This is a genomic window from Methylobacterium frigidaeris (assembly GCF_022179185.1).
Lineage (GTDB): Bacteria > Pseudomonadota > Alphaproteobacteria > Rhizobiales > Beijerinckiaceae > Methylobacterium > Methylobacterium frigidaeris.
The window spans coordinates 99,539-119,497 of sequence record NZ_BPQJ01000013.1 but is presented as its reverse complement, the minus strand read 5'-3'; the positions used below and the strand labels follow the sequence as shown (position 1 = coordinate 119,497).

The 19,959-nt window shown below is 69.7% G+C and carries 18 protein-coding genes and 2 pseudogenes; 10 read left to right on the top strand and 10 right to left on the bottom strand.

The window, feature by feature from the left end:
• Positions 1-31: 31 nt before the first annotated feature.
• On the bottom strand, positions 32-1,069 hold the full coding sequence (locus tag MFF64_RS15570) for a TRAP transporter substrate-binding protein (RefSeq protein WP_238191430.1): 1,038 nt from the start codon (positions 1,067-1,069) through the stop codon (positions 32-34).
• A 153-nt stretch (positions 1,070-1,222) separates the two neighbouring features.
• Between MFF64_RS15570 and MFF64_RS15565 the strand changes: the two genes are divergently transcribed.
• The gene (locus MFF64_RS15565) at positions 1,223-1,942 is read left to right on the top strand and encodes a GntR family transcriptional regulator (protein WP_099901739.1); all 720 of its coding nucleotides are present in this window, start codon (positions 1,223-1,225) and stop codon (positions 1,940-1,942) included.
• A gap of 173 nt (positions 1,943-2,115) precedes the next feature.
• Here the strand turns inward: MFF64_RS15565 and MFF64_RS15560 are convergent, their stop codons facing one another.
• The 7 genes and pseudogenes from MFF64_RS15560 to MFF64_RS15530 all read right to left on the bottom strand — a co-directional run bounded on the left by MFF64_RS15560 (position 2,116) and on the right by MFF64_RS15530 (position 9,176).
• Positions 2,116-3,252: a sulfate/molybdate ABC transporter ATP-binding protein gene (locus MFF64_RS15560; RefSeq protein WP_238191428.1), complete on the bottom strand. Its 1,137-nt coding sequence runs from the start codon at positions 3,250-3,252 to the stop codon at positions 2,116-2,118.
• A gap of 1 nt (position 3,253) precedes the next feature.
• A complete protein-coding gene (gene cysW, locus MFF64_RS15555; protein ID WP_099906326.1) occupies positions 3,254-4,141 on the bottom strand; it encodes a sulfate ABC transporter permease subunit CysW in 888 nt (295 codons plus the stop codon).
• Entirely contained in the window at positions 4,134-5,003 is an 870-nt protein-coding gene (cysT, locus tag MFF64_RS15550; RefSeq protein ID WP_099906328.1) for a sulfate ABC transporter permease subunit CysT, read from the bottom strand. Before cysT ends, cysW begins: the two co-directional genes overlap by 8 nt.
• Positions 5,000-5,947: a sulfate ABC transporter substrate-binding protein gene (locus MFF64_RS15545; RefSeq protein WP_238191484.1), complete on the bottom strand. Its 948-nt coding sequence runs from the start codon at positions 5,945-5,947 to the stop codon at positions 5,000-5,002. Before MFF64_RS15545 ends, cysT begins: the two co-directional genes overlap by 4 nt.
• 60 nt (positions 5,948-6,007) lie before the next feature.
• A pseudogene (gene cysN, locus MFF64_RS15540) lies at positions 6,008-7,411 on the bottom strand (sulfate adenylyltransferase subunit CysN); the annotation flags it as partial.
• Positions 7,411-8,346 carry a sulfate adenylyltransferase subunit CysD gene (cysD, locus tag MFF64_RS15535; RefSeq protein WP_099906332.1) on the bottom strand — a complete coding sequence of 312 codons (936 nt, stop codon included), beginning with the start codon at positions 8,344-8,346 and terminating at the stop codon, positions 7,411-7,413. The gene cysD and the pseudogene cysN, both read right to left, overlap by 1 nt.
• Positions 8,343-9,176: a phosphoadenylyl-sulfate reductase gene (locus tag MFF64_RS15530; RefSeq protein WP_099906334.1), complete on the bottom strand. Its 834-nt coding sequence runs from the start codon at positions 9,174-9,176 to the stop codon at positions 8,343-8,345. The genes cysD and MFF64_RS15530 overlap by 4 nt, the downstream gene beginning before the upstream one ends.
• A 213-nt stretch (positions 9,177-9,389) precedes the next feature.
• On the opposite strand from MFF64_RS15530, the gene MFF64_RS15525 reads away from it, so the two are divergent.
• The 3 genes from MFF64_RS15525 to MFF64_RS15515 all read left to right on the top strand — a co-directional run bounded on the left by MFF64_RS15525 (position 9,390) and on the right by MFF64_RS15515 (position 13,837).
• Complete coding sequence (locus MFF64_RS15525) at positions 9,390-9,881, top strand: Lrp/AsnC family transcriptional regulator (protein ID WP_238191426.1); 492 nt, start codon at positions 9,390-9,392, stop codon at positions 9,879-9,881.
• 108 nt (positions 9,882-9,989) lie between these two features.
• Positions 9,990-11,765: a diflavin oxidoreductase gene (locus MFF64_RS15520; protein ID WP_099906438.1), complete on the top strand. Its 1,776-nt coding sequence runs from the start codon at positions 9,990-9,992 to the stop codon at positions 11,763-11,765.
• A 257-nt stretch (positions 11,766-12,022) separates the two neighbouring features.
• Complete coding sequence (locus tag MFF64_RS15515; RefSeq protein ID WP_099906440.1) at positions 12,023-13,837, top strand: NADPH-dependent assimilatory sulfite reductase hemoprotein subunit; 1,815 nt, start codon at positions 12,023-12,025, stop codon at positions 13,835-13,837.
• A gap of 18 nt (positions 13,838-13,855) precedes the next feature.
• Here MFF64_RS15515 and MFF64_RS15510 read toward each other — a convergent pair whose 3' ends face one another.
• On the bottom strand, positions 13,856-14,422 hold the full coding sequence (locus tag MFF64_RS15510) for a glutathione peroxidase (protein ID WP_099906442.1): 567 nt from the start codon (positions 14,420-14,422) through the stop codon (positions 13,856-13,858).
• A 165-nt stretch (positions 14,423-14,587) separates the two neighbouring features.
• Here MFF64_RS15510 and MFF64_RS15505 point away from each other — a divergent pair, with 165 nt between their 5' ends.
• Positions 14,588-14,785: a hypothetical protein gene (locus tag MFF64_RS15505; protein WP_099906444.1), complete on the top strand. Its 198-nt coding sequence runs from the start codon at positions 14,588-14,590 to the stop codon at positions 14,783-14,785.
• A gap of 94 nt (positions 14,786-14,879) precedes the next feature.
• Positions 14,880-15,518: a TetR/AcrR family transcriptional regulator gene (locus MFF64_RS15500; protein WP_099906446.1), complete on the top strand. Its 639-nt coding sequence runs from the start codon at positions 14,880-14,882 to the stop codon at positions 15,516-15,518.
• Between the two features lie 236 nt (positions 15,519-15,754).
• On the opposite strand, the gene MFF64_RS15495 is transcribed toward MFF64_RS15500, so the two are convergent.
• The gene (locus tag MFF64_RS15495; RefSeq protein WP_238191423.1) at positions 15,755-17,173 is read right to left on the bottom strand and encodes an alpha,alpha-trehalose-phosphate synthase (UDP-forming); all 1,419 of its coding nucleotides are present in this window, start codon (positions 17,171-17,173) and stop codon (positions 15,755-15,757) included.
• A gap of 312 nt (positions 17,174-17,485) precedes the next feature.
• On the opposite strand from MFF64_RS15495, the pseudogene MFF64_RS15490 reads away from it, so the two are divergent.
• The 4 genes and pseudogenes from MFF64_RS15490 to MFF64_RS15475 all read left to right on the top strand — a co-directional run.
• Positions 17,486-17,968 (top strand): annotated as a pseudogene (locus MFF64_RS15490) (hypothetical protein); the annotation flags it as partial.
• Positions 17,969-18,164: 196 nt separating this feature from the next.
• Entirely contained in the window at positions 18,165-18,590 is a 426-nt protein-coding gene (locus MFF64_RS15485; protein ID WP_099908550.1) for a phage holin family protein, read from the top strand.
• Positions 18,587-18,982, top strand: a complete 396-nt coding sequence (locus MFF64_RS15480; RefSeq protein WP_099908548.1) for a DUF3618 domain-containing protein — start codon at positions 18,587-18,589, stop codon at positions 18,980-18,982. The genes MFF64_RS15485 and MFF64_RS15480 overlap by 4 nt, the downstream gene beginning before the upstream one ends.
• Positions 18,983-19,091: 109 nt before the next feature.
• A complete protein-coding gene (locus MFF64_RS15475; RefSeq protein WP_099908546.1) occupies positions 19,092-19,880 on the top strand; it encodes a F0F1 ATP synthase subunit B family protein in 789 nt (262 codons plus the stop codon).
• Positions 19,881-19,959: the final 79 nt, after the last annotated feature.

Genomic DNA, 19,959 nt, shown 5'->3' with positions numbered 1-19,959 from the left:
AGATCGTCCGTAAGAATTCGGCCGCGAACCTTCAGCCGATGTCGCCTGCATATTTCTGCACCAGCGCCCAGGCCTCCGGCCCGAACTTCTCGCGCCACTGGCCGTAGAACTTCGTCGCCTTGAGCGCCAACTGGAAGGCATTCGGGTCGGTGGTGTTGAACACCAGCCCCCTCCCCTCCAGCTCCTTCTGGGTGTCGCGGTTGGCCTCGGCGATGTCGTCGCGCTCCTTCAACGCGGCGGCGTTGAGGTGCTTCTCCATGATGCTCCGCACGTCCGCCGGCACGCCGCGCCAGACCCGCCCGCTCGCCATCATCCAGAACCCGTCCCAGGCGTGGTTGGTGAGCGAGCAGTATTTCTGCACCTCGTAGAACTTGGCGAAGTTGATCAGCGCCAGCGGGTTCTCCTGGCCGTCGGCGATCCTGGTCTGCAACGCCGAGTAGGCCTCGCTCAGCGGGATGCTGACCGGGGCGGCGCCGAGCGCCGAGAACATCGAGACCCAGAGCGGCACCACCGGCACGCGGATCTTGAAGTTCTTGAGGTCGTCGGGCGTCCGGATCGGCTTGGTGCTGGTGGTGATCTGACGAAAGCCGTTGTCCCAGGTCGTCTCGAACGGGACGAGGTTCGCCTTCTCGATCGCCCGGCGGATATAGCCGCCGACCTCGCCGTCCATCGCGGCCCAGACCTTGTCGTAGCTCGTGAAGGCGAAGCCGATGCCGGTGAGCGAGGTCGCCGGCACCAGGGTCGAAACGACGGTGCCGGGGAAGGTCGCGAGTTCCAGCGCGCCGGAGCGGATCTGGGACAGCATGTCCGAATCGCTGCCGAGCTGGTTCGACGGGAACAGGCTGATCTCGACGGCGCCGTTCGTCTCCTTGACGATCGCGGCGATCGCCTCCTTGAGGCGGACGTTGACCGGGTGCGGTACCGGCAGGTCGGTGCCGAGCTTGAAGGTGAGCTTCTGGCCCTGCCCCAGGGCCGGCCGCGGGAAGCCGGCGGCGAATGCTGCGGCGGCACCGAGGCCCGAGGCCAGCAGGTGCCGCCGGTGGAGACCCGTCGGGTGAGGATGAGTCATGGCGTTTCTCCCTCGGGAATTCCGGAGCCGTCAGCCTCTTGCGGCTGCGGCGTTTATTGAATTCGGAATTCGAATTTAGAATTCGATATTGCACGGAGGTTCGGTTTGCGCAACACGTTGGGCGAGAGTTTTTGCGTGAAAGGGGATCCGGCCATGGCCGGCGATTCTGACGCCCGCAGCCTGACGCGCCACCGGCTCGTCGAGCAGGTCTACGGAGCGATCTTCAGCGAGATCACCGAGGGACGGCTGGCGCCGAATACGCGGCTGATCCAGGACGAGCTCGCCGATGCCTATGGCGTGTCACGCCAGCCGGTGCAGCAGGCGCTGCTGCTCCTGCGCAACCACGGCATCGTGCGCGACGCGCCGCGCCGCGGGCTCGTGGTGGCGCCGCTCGAGGCCTCGTTCGTGCGGAACCTCTACGAGGTGCGGGGCGTACTCGAAGGCCTGACGAGCCGGCTCGCCGCCGAGCGCAACCCGGCCCGTGCCGGCCGGGAGGGCCCGGCCCTCGTGGCGGCGGGACGCGCGGCGGCGGAAACCGGCTCGGTCGCGGAGCTGATCGCCGCCGACATCGCCTTCCACCGCTTCCTCGGCGAGATCGCCGAGAATCCGATCATCGTCGAGACCGCGGCGCCGCACTTCAACCACCTGCGGCGGATCATGGGCGAGGTGCTGCGCGAGGACGAGACGATGCCGCGCCGCATCTGGGACGAGCATGCGGCGATCCTCGACGCGATCACGGCGGGCAACGGCGACGAAGCCGACCGGCTCTCCCGGCAGCACATCGCCCGGGCCGCCACGGTGTTCGTGGACCGGCTGCGGGCGCAGGAGGACGTCTTTGCGCAGGAGGCGCGGAGCCGGCGGGTGCGGCGGTAGCGTATGACCCGACGCGCCGCCCGTTCATCGCACCCTTCCCTTTGCCGGACGACTGGAGCGTCAGCGGAAGGAGATCCGGGAAAGGGTGTTGAAGCAGCCGAAGAAAGGGCGGACCTGCGGAACGGTCCCGGCCCTGATGGCGGCCGAGGACGGACCTCGGCCGCTCGCCGCGCTCACCCGCGCGGAAACACCCGTGCCGCGCCGACCGCCAGCGCCACCCGGTCGCCCGGCTCGTAGACGTCCGTCACCTTGACCTCGACCGGGGCCTCGGCTCCATCAAGCAGAATCTCCGCCACGGTGCCGCGGCCGGTGCGGCGCCACTCGCGCACGGTGCCGGGCAACGTGCCGGGCCCCTGCCCGACCGTCAGGTCCCAGGGCCGCAGGCAGAGATCGACCGGGCCTTGCGGCCAGCCGGGCTCCGCAGCGATGACCGGGCGGCCGGCGACGCGGACCTCCCCGCCGGCGACCTCCGCGGCCAGGCGCGCGGTCTCGCCGACGAAGGACATCACGAAGCGCGAGGCCGGATGGTCCTGGACCTCGTGCGGGGCACCGACCTGCTCGATGCGGCCCTTGTTGAGGATCGCGATCCGGTCGGCGAGCTCCAGTGCCTCGTCCTGGTCGTGGGTGACGAAGATCGTGGTTTGGCCGGTCTCGCGGTGGATCTCGCGCAGCCAGCGGCGCAGGTCCTTGCGCACCTGGGCGTCGAGCGCGCCGAACGGCTCGTCGAGGAGCAGCACCGAAGGCTCGACGGCGAGCGCCCGGGCGAGCGCCACCCGCTGCCGCTGGCCGCCGGAGAGCTGGCCCGGATAGCGCTTGGCGAGGTCGGGCAGCTGCACCAGCTCCAGCAGGCGCTCGACCCGGCGGCGGATCTCGTCCTCCTTCGGGCGATGGGCCCGGGGGCGCGAGCGCAGGCCGTAGGCGATGTTCTCGAACACCGTCAGGTGGCGGAACAGGGCGTAGTGCTGGAACACGAAGCCGACGCCGCGGCGCTGCACGGCTATGTCGGTGGTGTCCTGCGAGCCGAAGAACACCCGGCCGCCATCCGGGATCTCGAGGCCGGCGATCACGCGCAGGAGCGTGGTCTTGCCCGAGCCCGAGGGGCCGAGGAGTGCGAGCAGCTCGCCCGGCTCGATCGCCAGGCTGACGCCCTCGAGCGCCGCCGGCCCCGGGCCGCCATAGCGCTTGATGATGCCGTCGACCCGCACCGACGTGCCGGCGTGGCGCAGGCGGTCGGGCGCGGCGGCCTCGACCGGGCGGACCTGCGCCTCTCGGCGCAGGGACAGGGTGCTGGGAGCGAATCCTGCCGTCATCTCAGTGGGCTCCGCGTCCGGCCAGCGCATCCGCGTGGCGCCATTCGAGGAAAGTCTTGCCCGCCAGGGTGACGAGCGCGAGGAGCGCCAACAGCGAGGCGATCCCGAACGCCGCCACGTAGTTGTACTCGTTGTACAGGATCTCGACGTGCAGCGGCATGGTGTTGGTGAGCCCCCGGATCCGACCCGACACGACCGAGACGGCGCCGAACTCGCCCATCGCCCGGGCGTTGCAGAGCAACACGCCGTAGAGGAGCGCCCAGCGCACGTTGGGCAACGTCACGGTGCGGAAGACCCGCCACGGACTTGCACCGAGGGTCAACGCGGCCTCCTCGTCGGTGGTGCCCTGGTCCTGCATCAGGGGGATCAGCTCGCGCGCCACGAACGGGAAGGTGACGAACACGGTGGCGAGCACGATGCCCGGCACCGCGAAGATGATCTCGATCCCGTGCCGCTGCAGGAACGGGCCGAACAGTCCCTGCGCCCCGAAGATCAGGACGTAGATCAGGCCCGCCACCACCGGCGAGACCGAGAACGGCAGGTCGATCAGGGTGATGAGCAGGTTGCGGCCGCGGAAGTCGAACTTGGCGATGGCCCAGGAGGCGCACAGGCCGAACACGACGTTGAGCGGCACCGCGATCACCGCGACGAGCAGCGTCAGGCGGATCGCCGCCAGGGCGTCCGGCTCGGCGAAGGTGGCGAGGTAGGGCCCCACCCCCTTGCTCAGCGCCTCGACGAACACCACCGCGAGCGGCAGCAGCAGGAACAGGGCCAGGAAGGCGACGGCCGCGAGCGTGAGCGCGATGCGGACCGCACGCGGCTCGGTCAGCGCCGCGTGCGGTCCGCCATGGGCCGGCGGGCGGATCGACGGAACGGTGGTCTCAGACATGCCCGAACCTGCGGCGGCTGAAATCCTGAACCAGGTTGATGGCGAGGAGCGCGGTGAAGGACATCAGCAGCATCACCGCCGCGATGGCCGTGGCGCCCGCGTAGTTGAACTCCTCGAGCTTGATCACGATCAAGAGCGGAGCGATCTCCGAGACGTAGGGCAGGTTGCCGGCGACGAAGATCACCGATCCGTACTCGCCGACCGCCCGGGCGAAGGCGAGCGCGAAGCCCGTGAGCATCGCCGGGATCAGGGGCGGCAGGATCACCGTGACGAGGGCCCGGAAGCGCGAGGCGCCGAGGATCGCGGCGGCCTCCTCGCTCGACCTGTCGATCTCGGCCACCAGCGGCTGCACCGTGCGGACGCAGAACGGCAGGCCGACGAAGACGAGCGCCACCAGGATGCCGAGCGGCGTGTAGGCGACCTTGATGCCGAGAGCCATCAGCGGCTCGCCGAGCCAGCCGTTCGGCGCGTAGAGGCTGGCGAGCGCGATGCCCGCCACCGCCGTCGGCAGAGCGAAGGGAAGATCCACCAGCGCGTCGATGATCCGCCGGCCCGGAAACCGGTAGCGGGTCAGCACCCAGGCGACCAGGAGCCCGAACACCGCGTCGATCGCGGCCGCCGCCAGCGACAGGCCGAACGAGGTCTTGAGCGCCGCGAGGTTGCGGGCATCGGTGACGAGCGCCCACAGGCCGGCGGGGCCGACGCTGGCGGCGCGCAGGAGCAGCACCGCCAGCGGCAGCAGGACGAGCAGGGTCAGGTAGGTGAGCGTGATCCCGAAGGTGAGGCGGAAGCCCGGAAGCGCGCTCGGTCGGCGGAAGCGGGGTGCGGCCCGCCCCGCGGGCAGGGCCGCGGCGTTGCTCATTGACGGGACTTCAGGATGGCGTCGAACACGCCGCCATCGTCGAAATGGGTCTTCTGCGCCTTGGCCCAGCCGCCGAAGGTGTCGTCGATGGTGACGAGCTTCAGCTTCGGGAAGCGGGCCAGGTCCTCCTTGTCCGCCGCGGCCTCGTCGCGCGGGCGGTAGAAGTTCTTGGCGATGATCCGCTGCGCCTCCGGGGTGTAGAGGAATTGCAGGTAGGCCTCGGCCTGCTTGCGGGTGCCCTTCTGGTCGACATTGGCGTCGATCAGCGCCACCGGCGGCTCGGCCAGGATCGAGAGCGAGGGCACGATGATGTCGAACTTGCCCTTGCCGAATTCCTCGTCGGCCAGGAATGCCTCGTTCTCCCAGGCGATCAGCACGTCGCCGAGGCCCCTTTGCACGAAGGTGGTGGTGGCGCCGCGGGCACCCGTATCGAGCACCGGCACGTTCTTGAACAGCGCGGTGACGAAGTCCTTCGCCTTGGCATCGTTGTCGTTGTTCTTGGCGAGCGCGTAGGCATAGGCCGCGAGGTAGTTCCAGCGCGCACCGCCCGAGGTCTTCGGATTCGGGGTGATGACCTGGATCCCCGGCTTCACCAGGTCGTCCCAGTCCTTGATCGCCTTCGGGTTGCCCTTGCGGACCAGGAACACGATGGTCGAGGTGTAGGGCGTCGAGTTGAAGGGTAGGCGCTTCTGCCAGTCGGCCGGCAGCTTCTTCGAGCGGGCGGCGATGGCGTCGATGTCGCTGGCGAGCGCCAGGGTCACCACGTCGGCGGGCAGCCCGTCGATGACCGAGCGGGCCTGGGCGCCGGAGCCGCCATGCGAGGCGCGGACCGTCACCGTCTCGCCGGTCTTGGCCTTCCACTCCTTGGCGAAGGCCGCGTCGATCGCCCGGTACAGTTCCCGGGTCGGGTCGTAGGAGACGTTGAGCAGCGTCTGCGCCGTCACCGGGGCGGGCGCCCCGGCGAGCGCGAGGAGCGAGGCCCCCGCGACGAGCGCCAGGGACGAGCCGCGGAACAGACGGCGCAGCGAGCCGAGGAGGCCGCCGCGGGCGGGAGCCGCGGGCTCTTCCGTCTTCGCCTCGACCCGAGTGCCGCCCTGCGGGGCGGCCTGCGGCGGCTGGACCAGGCCCATGGCCGCCGTGTCGGTGGTCGCCCGGTCGATCAGGATCAGGCTGCCGGTGTCGCGGTTCTGGCGGTAGGCATCGACCGCGACCTTGCGGTCGAGGCTCAGGGTCACGTCGCCGATGTCGTTGGCGCTCAACGACTCGGCCGGCACCCCCTGCCCGGTCTCGGTGTCGATGCGCGCGCGCACCGCCTCGACCACCGCGTTCGCCGTCACGGTGCCGACCTTGGCGAGATAGGTCGCACCCGGCTTCAGCTCGGCCTCGTTGGCCCAGAACAGACGGACGTCGAGCCTATCGCCCACCCGCGGCGCTTGCGCGGCCGCCGCGATGACGCTGCCGCGGGAGGCATCGACCTCGTCGGCGAGCACCAGGGTCACCGACTGGCCGGCGATGGCGCGCGGGAGGTCGCCGTCATAGGTGAAGATCCGGGCGACGGTGGACGGGGTGCCCGAGGGCGCCACCACCACCGCGTCGCCGACGGCGACCGATCCCGACGCGATCAGGCCCGAGAAGCCGCGGAAGTCGGGATTCGGCCGGTTGACCCACTGCACCGCCATGCGGAAGGGGGCGACCTCCTCCTCGACATGGGCCGGCACCTCCTCGAGGTATTGCAGCAGCGGTGCCCCGGCATACCAGGGGGCGGCGGTGCCGGGCAGCACGACGTTGTCGCCATTCGCCGCCGAGAGCGGGATGCCGGTGACGTCGGTGAAGCGCAGATCCTTCGCGAAGGCCTGGAACTCGGCGACGATCGCCTCGAACCGGTCCTGCGACCAGCCGATCAGGTCCATCTTGTTGACCGCCAGCACGACGCGGCGGATGCCGAGCATCGAGACCAGCAGGGCGTGGCGCCGGGTCTGCGGGCTCAGGCCCTTCCGCGCATCGACGAGCAGCACCGCGACCTCGGCGGTCGAGGCGCCAGTCGCCATGTTGCGGGTGTATTGGACGTGGCCGGGGGTGTCGGCGACGATGAACGAGCGCCGCTCGGTCGAGAAGAACCGATAGGCGACGTCGATCGTGATGCCCTGCTCGCGCTCGGCCTGGAGGCCGTCGACGAGGAGCGCGAGATCCAGTTCCCCGCCTCGCGTGCCGTGGCGGCGCGAGGCGCGCTCCAGCGCGCTGACCTGGTCGTCGAAGATCTGCTTGGTGTCGTGCAGCAGCCGCCCGATCAGGGTCGACTTGCCGTCGTCGACGGAGCCGCAGGTGATGAACCGCAGCACTTCCTTCCGCTGATGGGCGGCGAGAAAGGCCTCGTAGCCGAAGGCGCGGGTGGATTGGTGCACGGTCATCAGAAGTAGCCTTCCTGCTTCTTGCGCTCCATGGCGCCGGCGCCGTCCTTGTCGATCACCCGTCCCTGCCGCTCGGAGGTGCGGGCGGCCAGCGTCTCGCCGATGATCTCCGGCAGGGTCGCGGCGTCGCTCTCCACCGCTCCGGTCAGCGGGTAGCAGCCGAGCGTCCGGAACCGCACGAGGCGCATCTCCGGGGTCTCGCCGGGCTGGAGCGGCAGGCGCTCGTCGTCGACCATGATCAGCTGCCCGTCGCGGTTCACCACCGGGCGCTCGGCCGCGTAGTAGAGCGGAACGATCGGGATGTTCTCCTGCTCGATGTAGAGCCAGATATCGAGCTCGGTCCAGTTCGACAGCGGGAAGACGCGCAAAGACTCGCCGCGCTGCTTCTTCATGTTGTAGAGGTGCCAGGGCTCGGCGCGCTGGCGCTTCGGGTCCCAGCGGTGCTGCGCGGTGCGCAACGACACGATGCGCTCCTTGGCGCGCGAGGCTTCCTCGTCCCGCCGCGCACCGCCGAAGGCCGCGTCGAACTTGTGCTTGTCGAGGGCCTGGCGCAGGGCCTGGGTCTTCATCACGTCGGTATGGACCTCGGAGCCGTGGCTCACCGGCCCGATGCCGCGGGCGAGCCCGTCCGGGTTGGTGTGGACCAGGAGATCCAGGCCGAGCTCCTTCGCGCGCCGGTCGCGGAAGGCGATCATCTCGCGGAACTTCCAGGTCGTGTCGACGTGGAGCAGCGGGAACGGCAGCCGGCCCGGCGCGAAGGCCTTCAGGGCCAGATGCAGCAGGACCGAGGAATCCTTGCCGATCGAGTAGAGCATCACCGGGTTCTCGGTCTCGGCGACCGTCTCCCGCATGATGTGGATACTCTCGGCCTCCAGGCGCTGAAGGTGAGTCAGCCGGTCGAGGCCATCCGTACGAGTCTTGAGGGCGGCGCTCATGCGGCCAGCTCCGAATTGGTTTTGCTTGGGGACGAATCAGCGGAGTGTATCGTATCGGACTGTGCCGACTCGAAGGCGGCGGGCTCCTGTCCTCGCCGGATCTGGCTGCCGGGCGCGCCTGCGACATGCAGGCCACACTCCTGCTTGCCCGCCTGCTCCCACCACCAGCGGCCGGCCCGCTCGGGCTCGCCGACCTTCACGGCGCGGGTGCAGGGCGCGCAGCCGATCGACGGGAAGCCGCGATCATGCAGCACGTTGTAGGGCACGTAGTTCTCGTGGATCAGCTCGGCGATCGCCTCGCGGGTCCAGTCGGCCAGGGGGTTCAGCTTGATGAGGCCGCGGGCCGGATCGGCCTCGGCGAGCGGCGTCTCGGCACGGTTAGCCGACTGGCCGGCGCGCAGGCCCGTGAGCCAGCCCGCGGCGCCGGCCAGCGCCCGGCCGAGCGGCTCGACCTTGCGAAAGCCGCAGCAGGCCTGGCGCGCCGCGACCGAGTGGCGGAACCCGTTGATGCCGGCTTCCGCGACGAAGCGCTCCTCGGCCTCGCGCTCGGGCGCGTAGGCGCGGATGCGGAAATTGTAGGCCGCCTCGGTCTCGGCCCAGACGTCGTAGGTCTCGGGGAAGAGCCGGCCGGTATCGAGGGTCACGATCTCAGCACGCGACTTCGCCATCCGAAGCGCGTGGGTGAGGGCCTGGTCCTCGAGGCCGAAGCTCGTGGTGAAGACCAGGCGACCGTCCACCGTCGCGTCGATCAGCGCGAGACGCTCCGGCAGGGCGAGTGGACGCAGGCGCGTCGCCAGGTCCTGCGCCGCGCGGTCGAGGGGAAGGGTCATGGAGAGCCCGGGATTGGCTGCTTGTGTGAAGGGGTAACTGTTCGCTATACCGAACACTGTCAAGGCATGGCTGGGATGCGATCCCGGTGTTTTTCGTTCCCCTCGGACTTGGATCTCGGGACAGGCGGGATCCGGCAAACGGCCTGGTAGAAAGTCCGTTCCATGCCCTAGGGTCATCCTTGAAAGAATCTTCTCCAGAATCGGAGCCGCGCAGTGGATGCCATCGATTTGAAGATCCTCGCCCTGCTCCAGAACGACGCCACCCTGTCGATCGCCCAGATCGGCGAACGCGTCGGCCTGTCGCAGACTCCCTGCTGGAAGCGCATCCAGCGCCTCGAGGCCGACGGGGTGATCGACCGCCGGGTGGCGGTGCTCGATCCGGTCAAGCTGGGTCTAGGGTTAACGGTCTTCGTCTCGATCGAGACCAGCGACCATTCCAGGGAGTGGCTCGAGCGCTTCGCCGCCACCGTCTCGGGCATGCCGGAGGTGCTGGAATTCTACCGCATGGCCGGCGACGTGGACTACATGCTCCGCGTCGTTGTGGCCGACATGCAGGCCTACGACGCCTTCTACAAGCGGCTGATCGCGGTGCTGCCGCTGAAGAACGTCACGTCGCGGTTCGCCATGGAGAAGGTGAAGAGCACCACTGCGTTGCCGCTCCCGACGGCGCCGTTCATCCAGCCCGTCGCGGCGAATGGAAAATAATATTCTCCTCCGGACGGCGTCGGCGATAACAATGATCTCCCTAGGTCGCGTTCTTCAAAAAGAACATTTCGGTTGACTCCGGCGCGGCGCGGGCACATCTGTGCGGGCATGTCTCGCCCCGCGCTTCTTCCCCGCACGGCTCCCTTCGGCGACGCCGAGCGGGCCCATCTCGACGCCGCCCTCGGCTCCACCACTGCCCTGCAACGCGCGTGGCTGGCCGGCTTCCTCGCCGGCCTCGACGCCGCCTCCGGTGCGGTGCCCGCCGAGGCGCCCGCCCCGGCCGCACCGCCGCGCGCCGCCGAGCCGCTGACGATCGTGTTCGCCAGCGAATCGGGCAACTCCGAGAAGCTCGCCGGCGACGTCGGCAAGCTCGCTCGCAAGAACGGCTTCAAGCCGAAGGTCGTCGATTTCGCCGACCTCGACGTGCCGGCTCTGGGCAGGGAGAAGCGCCTGGTCGTCATCGCGGCCACCTGGGGCGAGGGCGAGCCGCCAGCCCGGGCCGTGCGCGCCTATGGCGAGATCATGGGCGAGGGTGCGCCGCGCCTCGACGGGGTCGAGTTCGGCGTGCTGGCGCTCGGCGACACGTCCTACGCCGAGTTCTGCGCCATCGGGAAGCGCCTCGACGCCCGGCTCGAGGAGCTGGGCGCCAAGCGCGTGCTGCCGCGGGTCGACTGCGACCTCGACTTCGACAAGCCGGCCGCCGCCTGGATCAAGGACGCCCTCAAGGCGCTGGCCCCGGCCGAGCCCGCCGGCAACGTCGTGGCGGTCGATTTCGCCCGCGCGGGCAGCGCCGACGAGGACGTCGAAGTCAGCCGCGAGCCGGTCACCGTCGAGGTGATCGAGCACGTCAACCTGAACTCGTCGCGCTCCGACAAGGAGACGATCCACCTCGCGCTCGCCTTCGAGGAGGCCGCCCCTGCTTACGAGCCCGGCGATTCCCTCGAACTCTACCCCGAGAACGATCCGGCACTGGTCGACCAGATCCTCCGGGCTGCCGGCCTGGAGGGCGACGCGGCCCTGCGTCAGGCGCTCCTCGCCGAGCGTGACATCACCACCCTCTCGGCGGCGACGGTCGAGCGCTTCGTCAAGGCCACAGGGCACGAGGAGGCCCGGCGCCTGATCGACAACGGCGAGGTCCGGGCCTGGATCGAGGGCCGGCACCTGATCGACCTGATCGAGACCTACCCGGCGAAGCTGACGGCGCAGCACCTTTCCGACATCACCCGGCCGCTGCCGCCGCGGGCCTACTCGATCGCCTCCTCGCGGGCCGAGGTCGGCGACGAAGCTCACCTCACCATCGCGGCGGTGCGCTATACCACCCATGACCGCGCGCGTACCGGCGTCGCCTCGGTCCACGTGGCGGACCGGATCCGCACCGGCGCCAAGCTCAAGGTGCGGGTGAAGCCGAACAAGCATTTCCGCCTGCCGAAGGACCCGGCCACGGATGTGATCATGGTCGGCCCCGGCACCGGCGTGGCGCCGTTCCGCGCCTTCGTGCAGGAGCGCCGCGCCACCGAGGCGCCGGGCCGCAACTGGCTGTTCTTCGGCGACCGTCACTTCACCCACGACTTCCTCTACCAGCTCGAGTGGCAGGAGGCCCTGGAGGACGGGTCGCTGGCGCGCATCGACGTCGCCTTCTCCCGCGACCAGCCCGAGAAGATCTACGTCCAAGACCGGATCTGGGAGCAGCGGCGCGAGCTGGTGGCCTGGCTCGATGGCGGCGCCCACTTCTACGTCTGCGGCGACGCCAAGGCGATGGCCAAGGACGTGCGCGCGGCTCTCGTGAAGGCCTTCGCCGACGTGAAGGGTCTGGACGCCGCGGCCGCGGAAGCGGCGGTGGCCGGCCTGGAGCGGGGCCACCGCTACCAGCAGGACGTTTACTAGCACTGCCTCCCCTCTCCCGTGTGGGAGAGGGGCCGGGGGATCGAAGATCCCGCGTGAGGGTGGCGACGGTTCCGGATTAGACTCCGGGCATCGAGCACCCCAGCTCCCAGGTTCGTGCTTCATTCTGAGGCGTCACACCCTCACCCCTGCCCCTCTCCCATCCGGGAGAGGGGTTCCCGCGTCTCGTTCGGTGCTGTCAGGCGTCGGAGATGCGGGTAGATGATGCGCCGGACCCGGCGCCCGAACGGACAGCACCCATGGCCGACCACAAGACCGCCGACCTTTCCACCGCCGAGCGCGTCTACGAGACGCCGCCGACCGAGCGCCCGATCACCGAGGCGGAGGCGGCGCGAGCCGCCAAGCTCTCGGCCAACGAGCACATCAAGATCGCCAGCGGCTACCTGCGCGGCACCCTCGCCGAGGGCCTGCTGAAGAACGCCACCGGCGCGATCTCCGACGATGACGGGCAGCTCGTGAAGTTCCACGGGATGTACCTGCAGGACGACCGCGACCTGCGGGCGGAGCGGACCAAGAAGAAGCTCGACAAGGCGTACTCGTTCATGATCCGCCTGCGCATCGCTGGCGGCGTCGTGACGCCGAAGCAGTGGCTGATCCTGGACGAGATCGCCCGCACCTACGCCAACGGGACGCTGCGCGCGACGACGCGCCAGACCTTCCAGTATCACGGCGTCATCAAGTCGAACCTCAAGCGCACGATGGCGGCGATCGATTCGGCCCTGCTCGACACGATTGCGGCCTGCGGCGACGTGAACCGCAACGTGATGGCGGCGACGAACCCGGCCCAGAAGGGCGCGCACGAGGCGGCCTACAAGCTCGCCAAGGACATCTCCGACAGCCTGCTGCCGAAGACCAATGCCTGGCGCGAGATCTGGCTCGACGGCGAGCGCGTGGTCGGTGGCGAGGATGCGGGCGAGGTCGAGCCGGTCTACGGCAAGACCTACCTGCCGCGGAAGTTCAAGACCATCGTGGCGGTGCCGCCCTCCAACGAGGTCGACGTCTATGCCCACGATCTCGGCTTCATCGCGATCCTCGACAAGAAGGGCAAGGTGACGGGCTGGAACGTCACCGTCGGCGGCGGCATGGGCATGACCCACGGCGAGACCGACACCTTCCCGCGCACCGCGGACGTGATGCTGTTCTGCGAGCCGGACTACGCCCTCAAGGTGGCCGAGGCGGTGATGACCGTCCAGCGCGACTGGGGCAACCGCAACGTCCGCAAGAACGCTCGCCTGAAGTACACGATTGAGCGCTACGGCCTGAAGGCCTTCCGGGCCGAGGTCGAGAAGCGGGTCGGCCGCGCCTTCCAGGATCCCAAGCCCTTCACCTTCACGGGCAACGGCGACCGCTACGGCTGGGTCGAGGGCGACGACGGCAAGCACCACCTGACGCTCTACGTCGCCTCGGGCCGGATCAAGGACATCGAGGGCGGGCCGCAGATTCTCTCGGGGCTGCGCCGCATCGCCGAGGTGCACCAGGGCGATTTCCGTCTCACCGGCAACCAGAACGTCATCATTGCCAACGTCCCGGCCGACCGGAAGGCCGAGATCGACGCCCTGGTGCAGGAATATGGCCTCACCGCCGGCGCGGGCGCTCTGCGCCGCAACAGCCTCGCCTGCGTGGCGCTGCCGACCTGCGGTCTGGCTCTCGCCGAGAGTGAGCGCTACCTGCCGAGCCTGATCGACGAGCTCGAGGAGAGCCTCGCCTCCCACGGCCTGTCTGAGGACGAGATCACCATCCGGATGACCGGCTGCCCCAATGGGTGCGCCCGGCCGTTCATCGCCGAGATCGGCCTCGTCGGCCGCGGCCCCGAGCGCTACAACCTCTATCTCGGTGCCGCCTTCGACGGCTCGCGGCTGAGCAAGCTCTACGCCGAGGACGTGACCGCCGCCGACATCCGCCCGAAGCTCGACCCGCTCTTCGCGGCCTATGCCAAGGACCGCAAGGCCGGCGAGCGCTTCGGCGATTTCGTGATCCGGGCCGGCTACGTGGCGAAGACCGGCAACGGACCGGACTTCCACGTGCAGACTGGTGCGCAGAAGGCGGTGGCCTGACCGGCGTCGCGGCGGGCCTCAGCCCGCCGCATCCAGTTCCTTGACGATGGCGGCGATCACCCGCGGGTCGGTCGGCTCGACCGGTGTGGCGAAGGCGGCGGCGACGTGGCCGTCGCGGCCGACCAGGTATTTGTGGAAGTTCCAGCGCGGGGTCTCGGCCGGCTTCTCGGTGGCGGCCCAGCGGTAGAACGGGTGGGCCTGCGGGCCGCTCACGCTGGTCTTTGCCACGACCGGGAAAGTAACGCCGTGGTTCCTGCGCGCGGCCTCGGCGATCGCCATCCCGTCGAGGGGCTCCTGGCGCCCGAAATCGGCCGAGGGCACCGCGATGACCGTCAGCCCGCGGGGGCCGAAGCGGGTCCAGAGCTGCTGCAATCCGGAGAATTGCGGGGCGTAGCCGCAGGCGGTGGCGGTGTTGACCACCAGGATCGGCTTGCCGGCCTGCTCGGCCAGTGCCAGGCTGCCGCCCTCGGGCCTCGCGAAGCTGAAGGCGGAGGCCGTCGCCCCGCTCTGCAGCGGCGCGGCCCGGGCCGGCAGGGCGAAGGCGCCGGCGATCAGGAACAGGGCCTCGCGGCGGGCGACCGGCATCGGGATGGTTCCTTGCGAACTCGTCCGAGTGTCCCCCGGGCGGCGGAGCGGCGCAAGCGGCCGCGGATGCTCAAGCTTGGGCGAAGTCCGCTCAGCGAGTGCAACTTCCCGCGAACTTCCGCCCGATTGTCACGTTGTCCGGCAGCATTGATCGGGAGGCCGGAGATGGGCAGGCACGAGATTCTGGACTACTTCGAGCATCACCGCGACGGGGCCTGGGTCTGCACCAAGCCGGTCACCCTGACCACGGCCCGCGAGAGCGTGGCGATCCGGCCCGGCATGCGCTTCGATTACGGGAAGAAGGTCGGCGGCATCGATCTCGCCGAGTATCTGGAGCGGCTGGGCTCGCAATTCGGTTCCTGATCCCCCTCGCGCCGGGTGACGCAGATGCCACACCCGGCATGAAGGTTGCCGGTGCCTTTTGACCAGCATGTGATCGGCACGATAGGCTTCGCGGATGATCCCTGCCCTGTCCGCATCCCCACCGGTCGAGCAAACCTCGCCCGACACCCGTTGCCGCATCCTTGCGACGGCGGAGCGCTTCTTTCGTGAGATCGGCTACCAGAAAACTACCGTGGCCGACATCGCCAAGACGTTGCGGATGAGCCCGGCCAACGTGTACCGCTTCTTCGACTCGAAGAAGGCAATCAACGAGGCCGTGGTGGCGCGCCTTATCGGCGAGGTCGAGGCGCGCATCGCGGCCATCGCGGACCGGCCCAACCTCGCTGCCGAGGTCCGCCTGCGCGAGGTCATCGTCTTCCTGCACCGCGACGCCGTCGGCCGCTTCACCGGCCATCCCCGCATGCACGAGATGGTCGAGGCGGCGATGTCCGAGAGCTGGGACGTGTGCCGCCACCACGTCGACCGGATCACCGCCGTGCTGGAGCGCGTCATTGCCGACGGCGTGATGCGGGGCGAGTTCGCGGTCGAGGATCCGGCGGTGGCGGCGCGCTGCGTCCACACGGCGATCGTGCGGTTCTGCCATCCGGTGCTGGTGGTGCAGTGCCCGGAGGATTTCGTACCAGCCCTCGACGCGATGATCGCGTTCCTGATGGGGGGGCTGAAGGCGGGCCGGACTACACCTGGGGCGAGTTGAATCGCTCGCACGGTTCACGAAAACAGCATGACATCGGCCGCGCCCGAATCTCCGTCCGCTACGGGGAGGGTGAGATCGGGCCGAGCGCAGCACTGCGTCCGGTCGTGAGGGGCAGCAGGACGGTACCGGGTATGGTGCCTGTCAGAACGGTTCCGTCCTATCCGGAAACGTGGTTCCCCTCTCCCGCACAAGGGGGAGAGGATTCACGCGCGGCCCCGACGTGCCGGATCCGATCCCTACCGCGCCTCCGCCGCCGCCGGCGGCTCGCGCTCGACCGTCCGGAAGCCTTCCAGCTCGCCGAGATAGCTCCTGGCCCACCAATCCACGTCCTCGCGTGCCATGCGCTCGAACATCGGCTTCCAGCGCTCCACGCGCTCGGCCTTGGGCATGTAGAGGGCGGCGCGGATCGCCTCCGCCACCTCGAACCGGTCGTAGGGGTTCACCAGCAGCGCCTCCGGCAGCTGGCGGGCGGCGCCGGCGAATTTCGACAGCACCAGCACGCCCGGATCATCCTCGCTCTGGGCGGCGACGTATTCCTTGGCGACGAGGTTCATGCCGTCGCGCATCGGCGTGACGACGCCGACCCGGGCCGCCCGGTAGAGGCCGGCCAGGACGGCACGAGGATAGGCCTTGGTGACGTACTGGATCGGCGTCCAGGACGGCTCGCCGAGCGACCCATTGATGTTGCCTAGGACCTCGTTCACGTCGCGGCTGAGCTGCTCGTATTCCGGCACCTCGGTGCGCGACTTCGGGGCGATCTGCAGGAAGACGACGTTGCCGCGCTGGTCGGGGTTCGAGGCGAAGAAGCGCTCCACCGCCTCCATCCGCTCCGGCACGCCCTTCGAGTAGTCGAGCCGGTCGACGCCGATGAGCAGCTTACGGGTGCGCAGGCCCGCCACCGTGTCGCGCACGGTGCGGTTCATGCCGGCGCGCTCCGCGGCCTGGCGGAAGCCGTCGACGTCGATGCCGATCGGGAAGCTGCGGATGCGGGTGCGGCGCCCGTCGACCATCAGCGAACCGCCGCCGAGCGGGATCGCCCGCAGCTCGTCGACGAGGTTGCGCGAGAGGTTGTGCACGTCGCTGTCGGTCTGCAGGCCGATCAGGTCGTAGTCGGAGACCGCGCGCAGCAGTTCGGTCGAGGCCGGCAGGGTGTTGAACACCTCGCCCGAGGGCCACGGGATGTGGTGGAAGTAGCCGATCGGGTTCGAGACCCCGAGGCCCCGCAACTCGGAGGCGAGCGGGATCAGGTGATAGTCGTGGACCCAGATCAGGTCGCCGGGCTCGATCAGGCCGGCCAGCGCCTGCGCGAAGATGCGGTTGACCCGCTGGTAGCCCGCGTAATCGGCCCGGGAGAACGCTGCCAGGCCGAGGCGGTAATGCATGATCGGCCAGAGCGCCCGGTTGGCGAAGCCGCTGTAATACTCGCGGTGATCCTGGGGCGAGAGGTCCATCACCGCGTATTGCACCCGACCCCGGTCGGCGATGACCGGCTCGGAGGACGGGTTGTCGGTGATCTTGCCGCTCCAGCCGAACCACAACCCCTTATAGGCCGTGAAGGCCTCCTTGAGGGCGACGGCGAGCCCGCCGGCCGCGACCGCCTTGGAACCCGCATCCGGGACGGCGACGCGATTCGACACGATGATGAGGCGTGACACGGCGGGTATGGACTCCGGCTGCACGGACCTTGTGGGGCGGGAACGTCGCCGCGTCCATCCGCCCCCGACGGAGAAAACGCACGGGCAGCAAGCGCGATCCGCGCGATTTGGTCAACCCTTTCGGCGAATCCGGCGGCGATCGCACCCGGACGGGCTGTGCCCGGCGCTCCACAGGAATCCCGCCTCGATTCCTCCTTGGATGAGACCGGAACCGGGCGCCTTGGCTGCTGTTACCCGCAATATCGTCGCATGTGTTCGGCGCGGTGGCCGGTCCGGCCTGCCCGCCGCGCTGAAAGAGGATGGAGTGCCCTGATGAGCGCGGGTTACGAGAACGGACAGCACCGGGCAGAGGACCGGAACGCCCCCGGCGAGCGCCCGGCGGATTGGAACGACCTGCGCCACGACGTGCGCCAGCTCGGCGACGTCGCGATGGAGCGCGGCTTCAGCCTGGTCGAGTCGGCCCGCGAGCAGGTCAACGATTACGTCGATCGGCGCAAGGGCGACGCCGCCCAGTCGGTCTCCGATCTCGCCCAGGCCCTGCGCGATTCCGGCGGCAAGCTCGATCAGCAGCCGAACGTGAAGGCGTTCTTCGACAGCGCCGCCGACGGCCTGGAGCAGCTCTCCGGATCGATCCGCGAGCGCAGCTTCGAGGATTTCTACAGCGAGATCGAGTCGGTGGCCCGTCGCCGGCCGGCGGCCGTCGCGGTGGCGACCTTCCTCACCGGTTTCCTCGCCGCCCGCTTCATCAAGTCCTCGGCCCATCCCGCGCACGTGCTCGACGGCCGCGACGCCTTCGCGCGCGGACCGGAGGTCGGTGCCGACCGCTCGCGCGGGGCTGCCGGCCGGACGTCAGATCCGTACGGCACGCGCGGGTCGGCCGGTTACCGGGACGTTCCCGGTGCCCATAGCGAGCCCGAGACCGCCCGGCCCGACCCGTACCGCACCGGCCCCTCCGGTCCGCGCTACTCGGCCTGATAAGGAGGCATCCGCCATGGCCGACCCCAATGCCGGCCGCCCGATCGGCGGCAACGGATCCCCTGGGAGCATCCAGGGGCTCCTCGGCGATGCCCTGCGCGAGACCACCGACCTCGCCCGCAAGGAGATCGCCCTCTTCCGCACCGAGATGTCGAACAACCTGAGGTCTCTGTTCCTCGGGCTCGGCATGATGGTCGGCGCCGCGGTCTTCGCCGTCGTGGCCCTGCTCGTGCTCACCGACGCCCTGGTGAAGTGGCTCGCCACGGTGGTGAACTCGGAGGCTCTCGCCGCCCTGATCGTCGGGGCGGTGTTCCTGGTGATCGGCATCGGGCTGGCCCTTTGGGGCCGCAGCGCCATGTCCCTGTCCACGCTGACGCCGACCCGCACGACGCGCCAGGTGCGCCAGGATGCGAGGGTCCTGTCCGAGAGGGTGTCGGGATGACCCAGTCGATCAACGAGCTCGAACACGACATCGAGGAGACGCGGGCGCGGCTCGATCGCACCATCGATCAGATCCAGGGCCGGCTCTCCCCGGCGAGCATCGTCGACGAGATGCTCGGCACGGTGCGGCACTCCCCGGCGAGCGGCCTCTACGACGGAGCGCTGGAGGCGGTGCGGCGCAACCCCGTGCCGGTCATGCTGATCGTCGCCGGGATCGGCTGGCTGATCCACCGCGTCGCCCGGGAATCGCAGCGCCGTCAGCACCTCGACGCCACGATGAACGGCGCCGAGGCGGTGCCGGTGCTCAACACCGGCGCGGCCCGGGTCTATGACCCCGACCGGCCGACCGCGCACCCGGCCGCCGATCGCGTCGCCGACGGAATGCGGATGTAGTGCGGCGCCGGCCCGAAGCCGGCGCCCGTTTTCTCGAACCTTCGTTTCGCCGCAGGCTGCAACGGCACCAGCACCGCCGTCGCAAGACCTGCCAGGGAGTATCCGAGCCATGGCAGAGCACACCATCAACCCGGCCAATCCGGGCGCGCCCTCGGCCCACACCCCGGCCACCGGGCCTGAGCGCAACCTGCACCAGGATCACGACACGGTCCGCCAGAACCTCGGCGCTGCGGAGGGAGCGGCCCGCAATGCCGGCGACACGGTGAAGGACGCCACCGCCCAGACCTCCGAGCGGGCGAGTGAGGCCGCCTCGGTGATCGGCGAGCGCATCAGCCAGACCGCCGAGCAGCTGCGTGCCAAGGCCGATGCCACTGCGGACAGGTTGAAGCAGGGCGCCAGCGAGGCGGTCGAGCGCGCCCACGCCCAGGCGAGCCAGGCGTACGGCGCCGTCGGCGGTCGCAGCTCCGAGGCCCTCGACCGCGCCCGCGACTGGGCTAGCGATCGGATCGAGACCGGCTCCCAGCGCTATGCCGACCTGCGCGACCGCGGCAGCGAGCGCCTCGCGCAGGGTCAGAGCGCCGTCGAGCGCTTCGTGACGGAGAATCCGGTGCTGGTCGGCGTCGTCGGCCTTGCCGCCGGCATGCTGCTCGGCTCGCTCCTGCCGCGCACGCGCCAGGAGGATCGGACGGTCGGCGCCTACGCCGACGAGGTTCGCGACCAGGGCCTGCGCTACGCCCGCGAGGCGACCGAGCGCGGCCGTCAGTTCGTCGAGAGCGCCCTCGACCAGGCCCAGGACGCCGCCGTCGCGGCCGCCAACGCCGCGTCGGACGAGCTGCGCAAGAACCAGCCCGGACAGGGCACGTCCGGCACCGGCGAGCCGGGACGGCAGACGCACTGAATCGGGCTTCTCCGATCATGACCGGCCGGCCCCGAGGGGCCGGCCTTTTTCTTGGGGCCACCCACTTGGGGGCCACCCA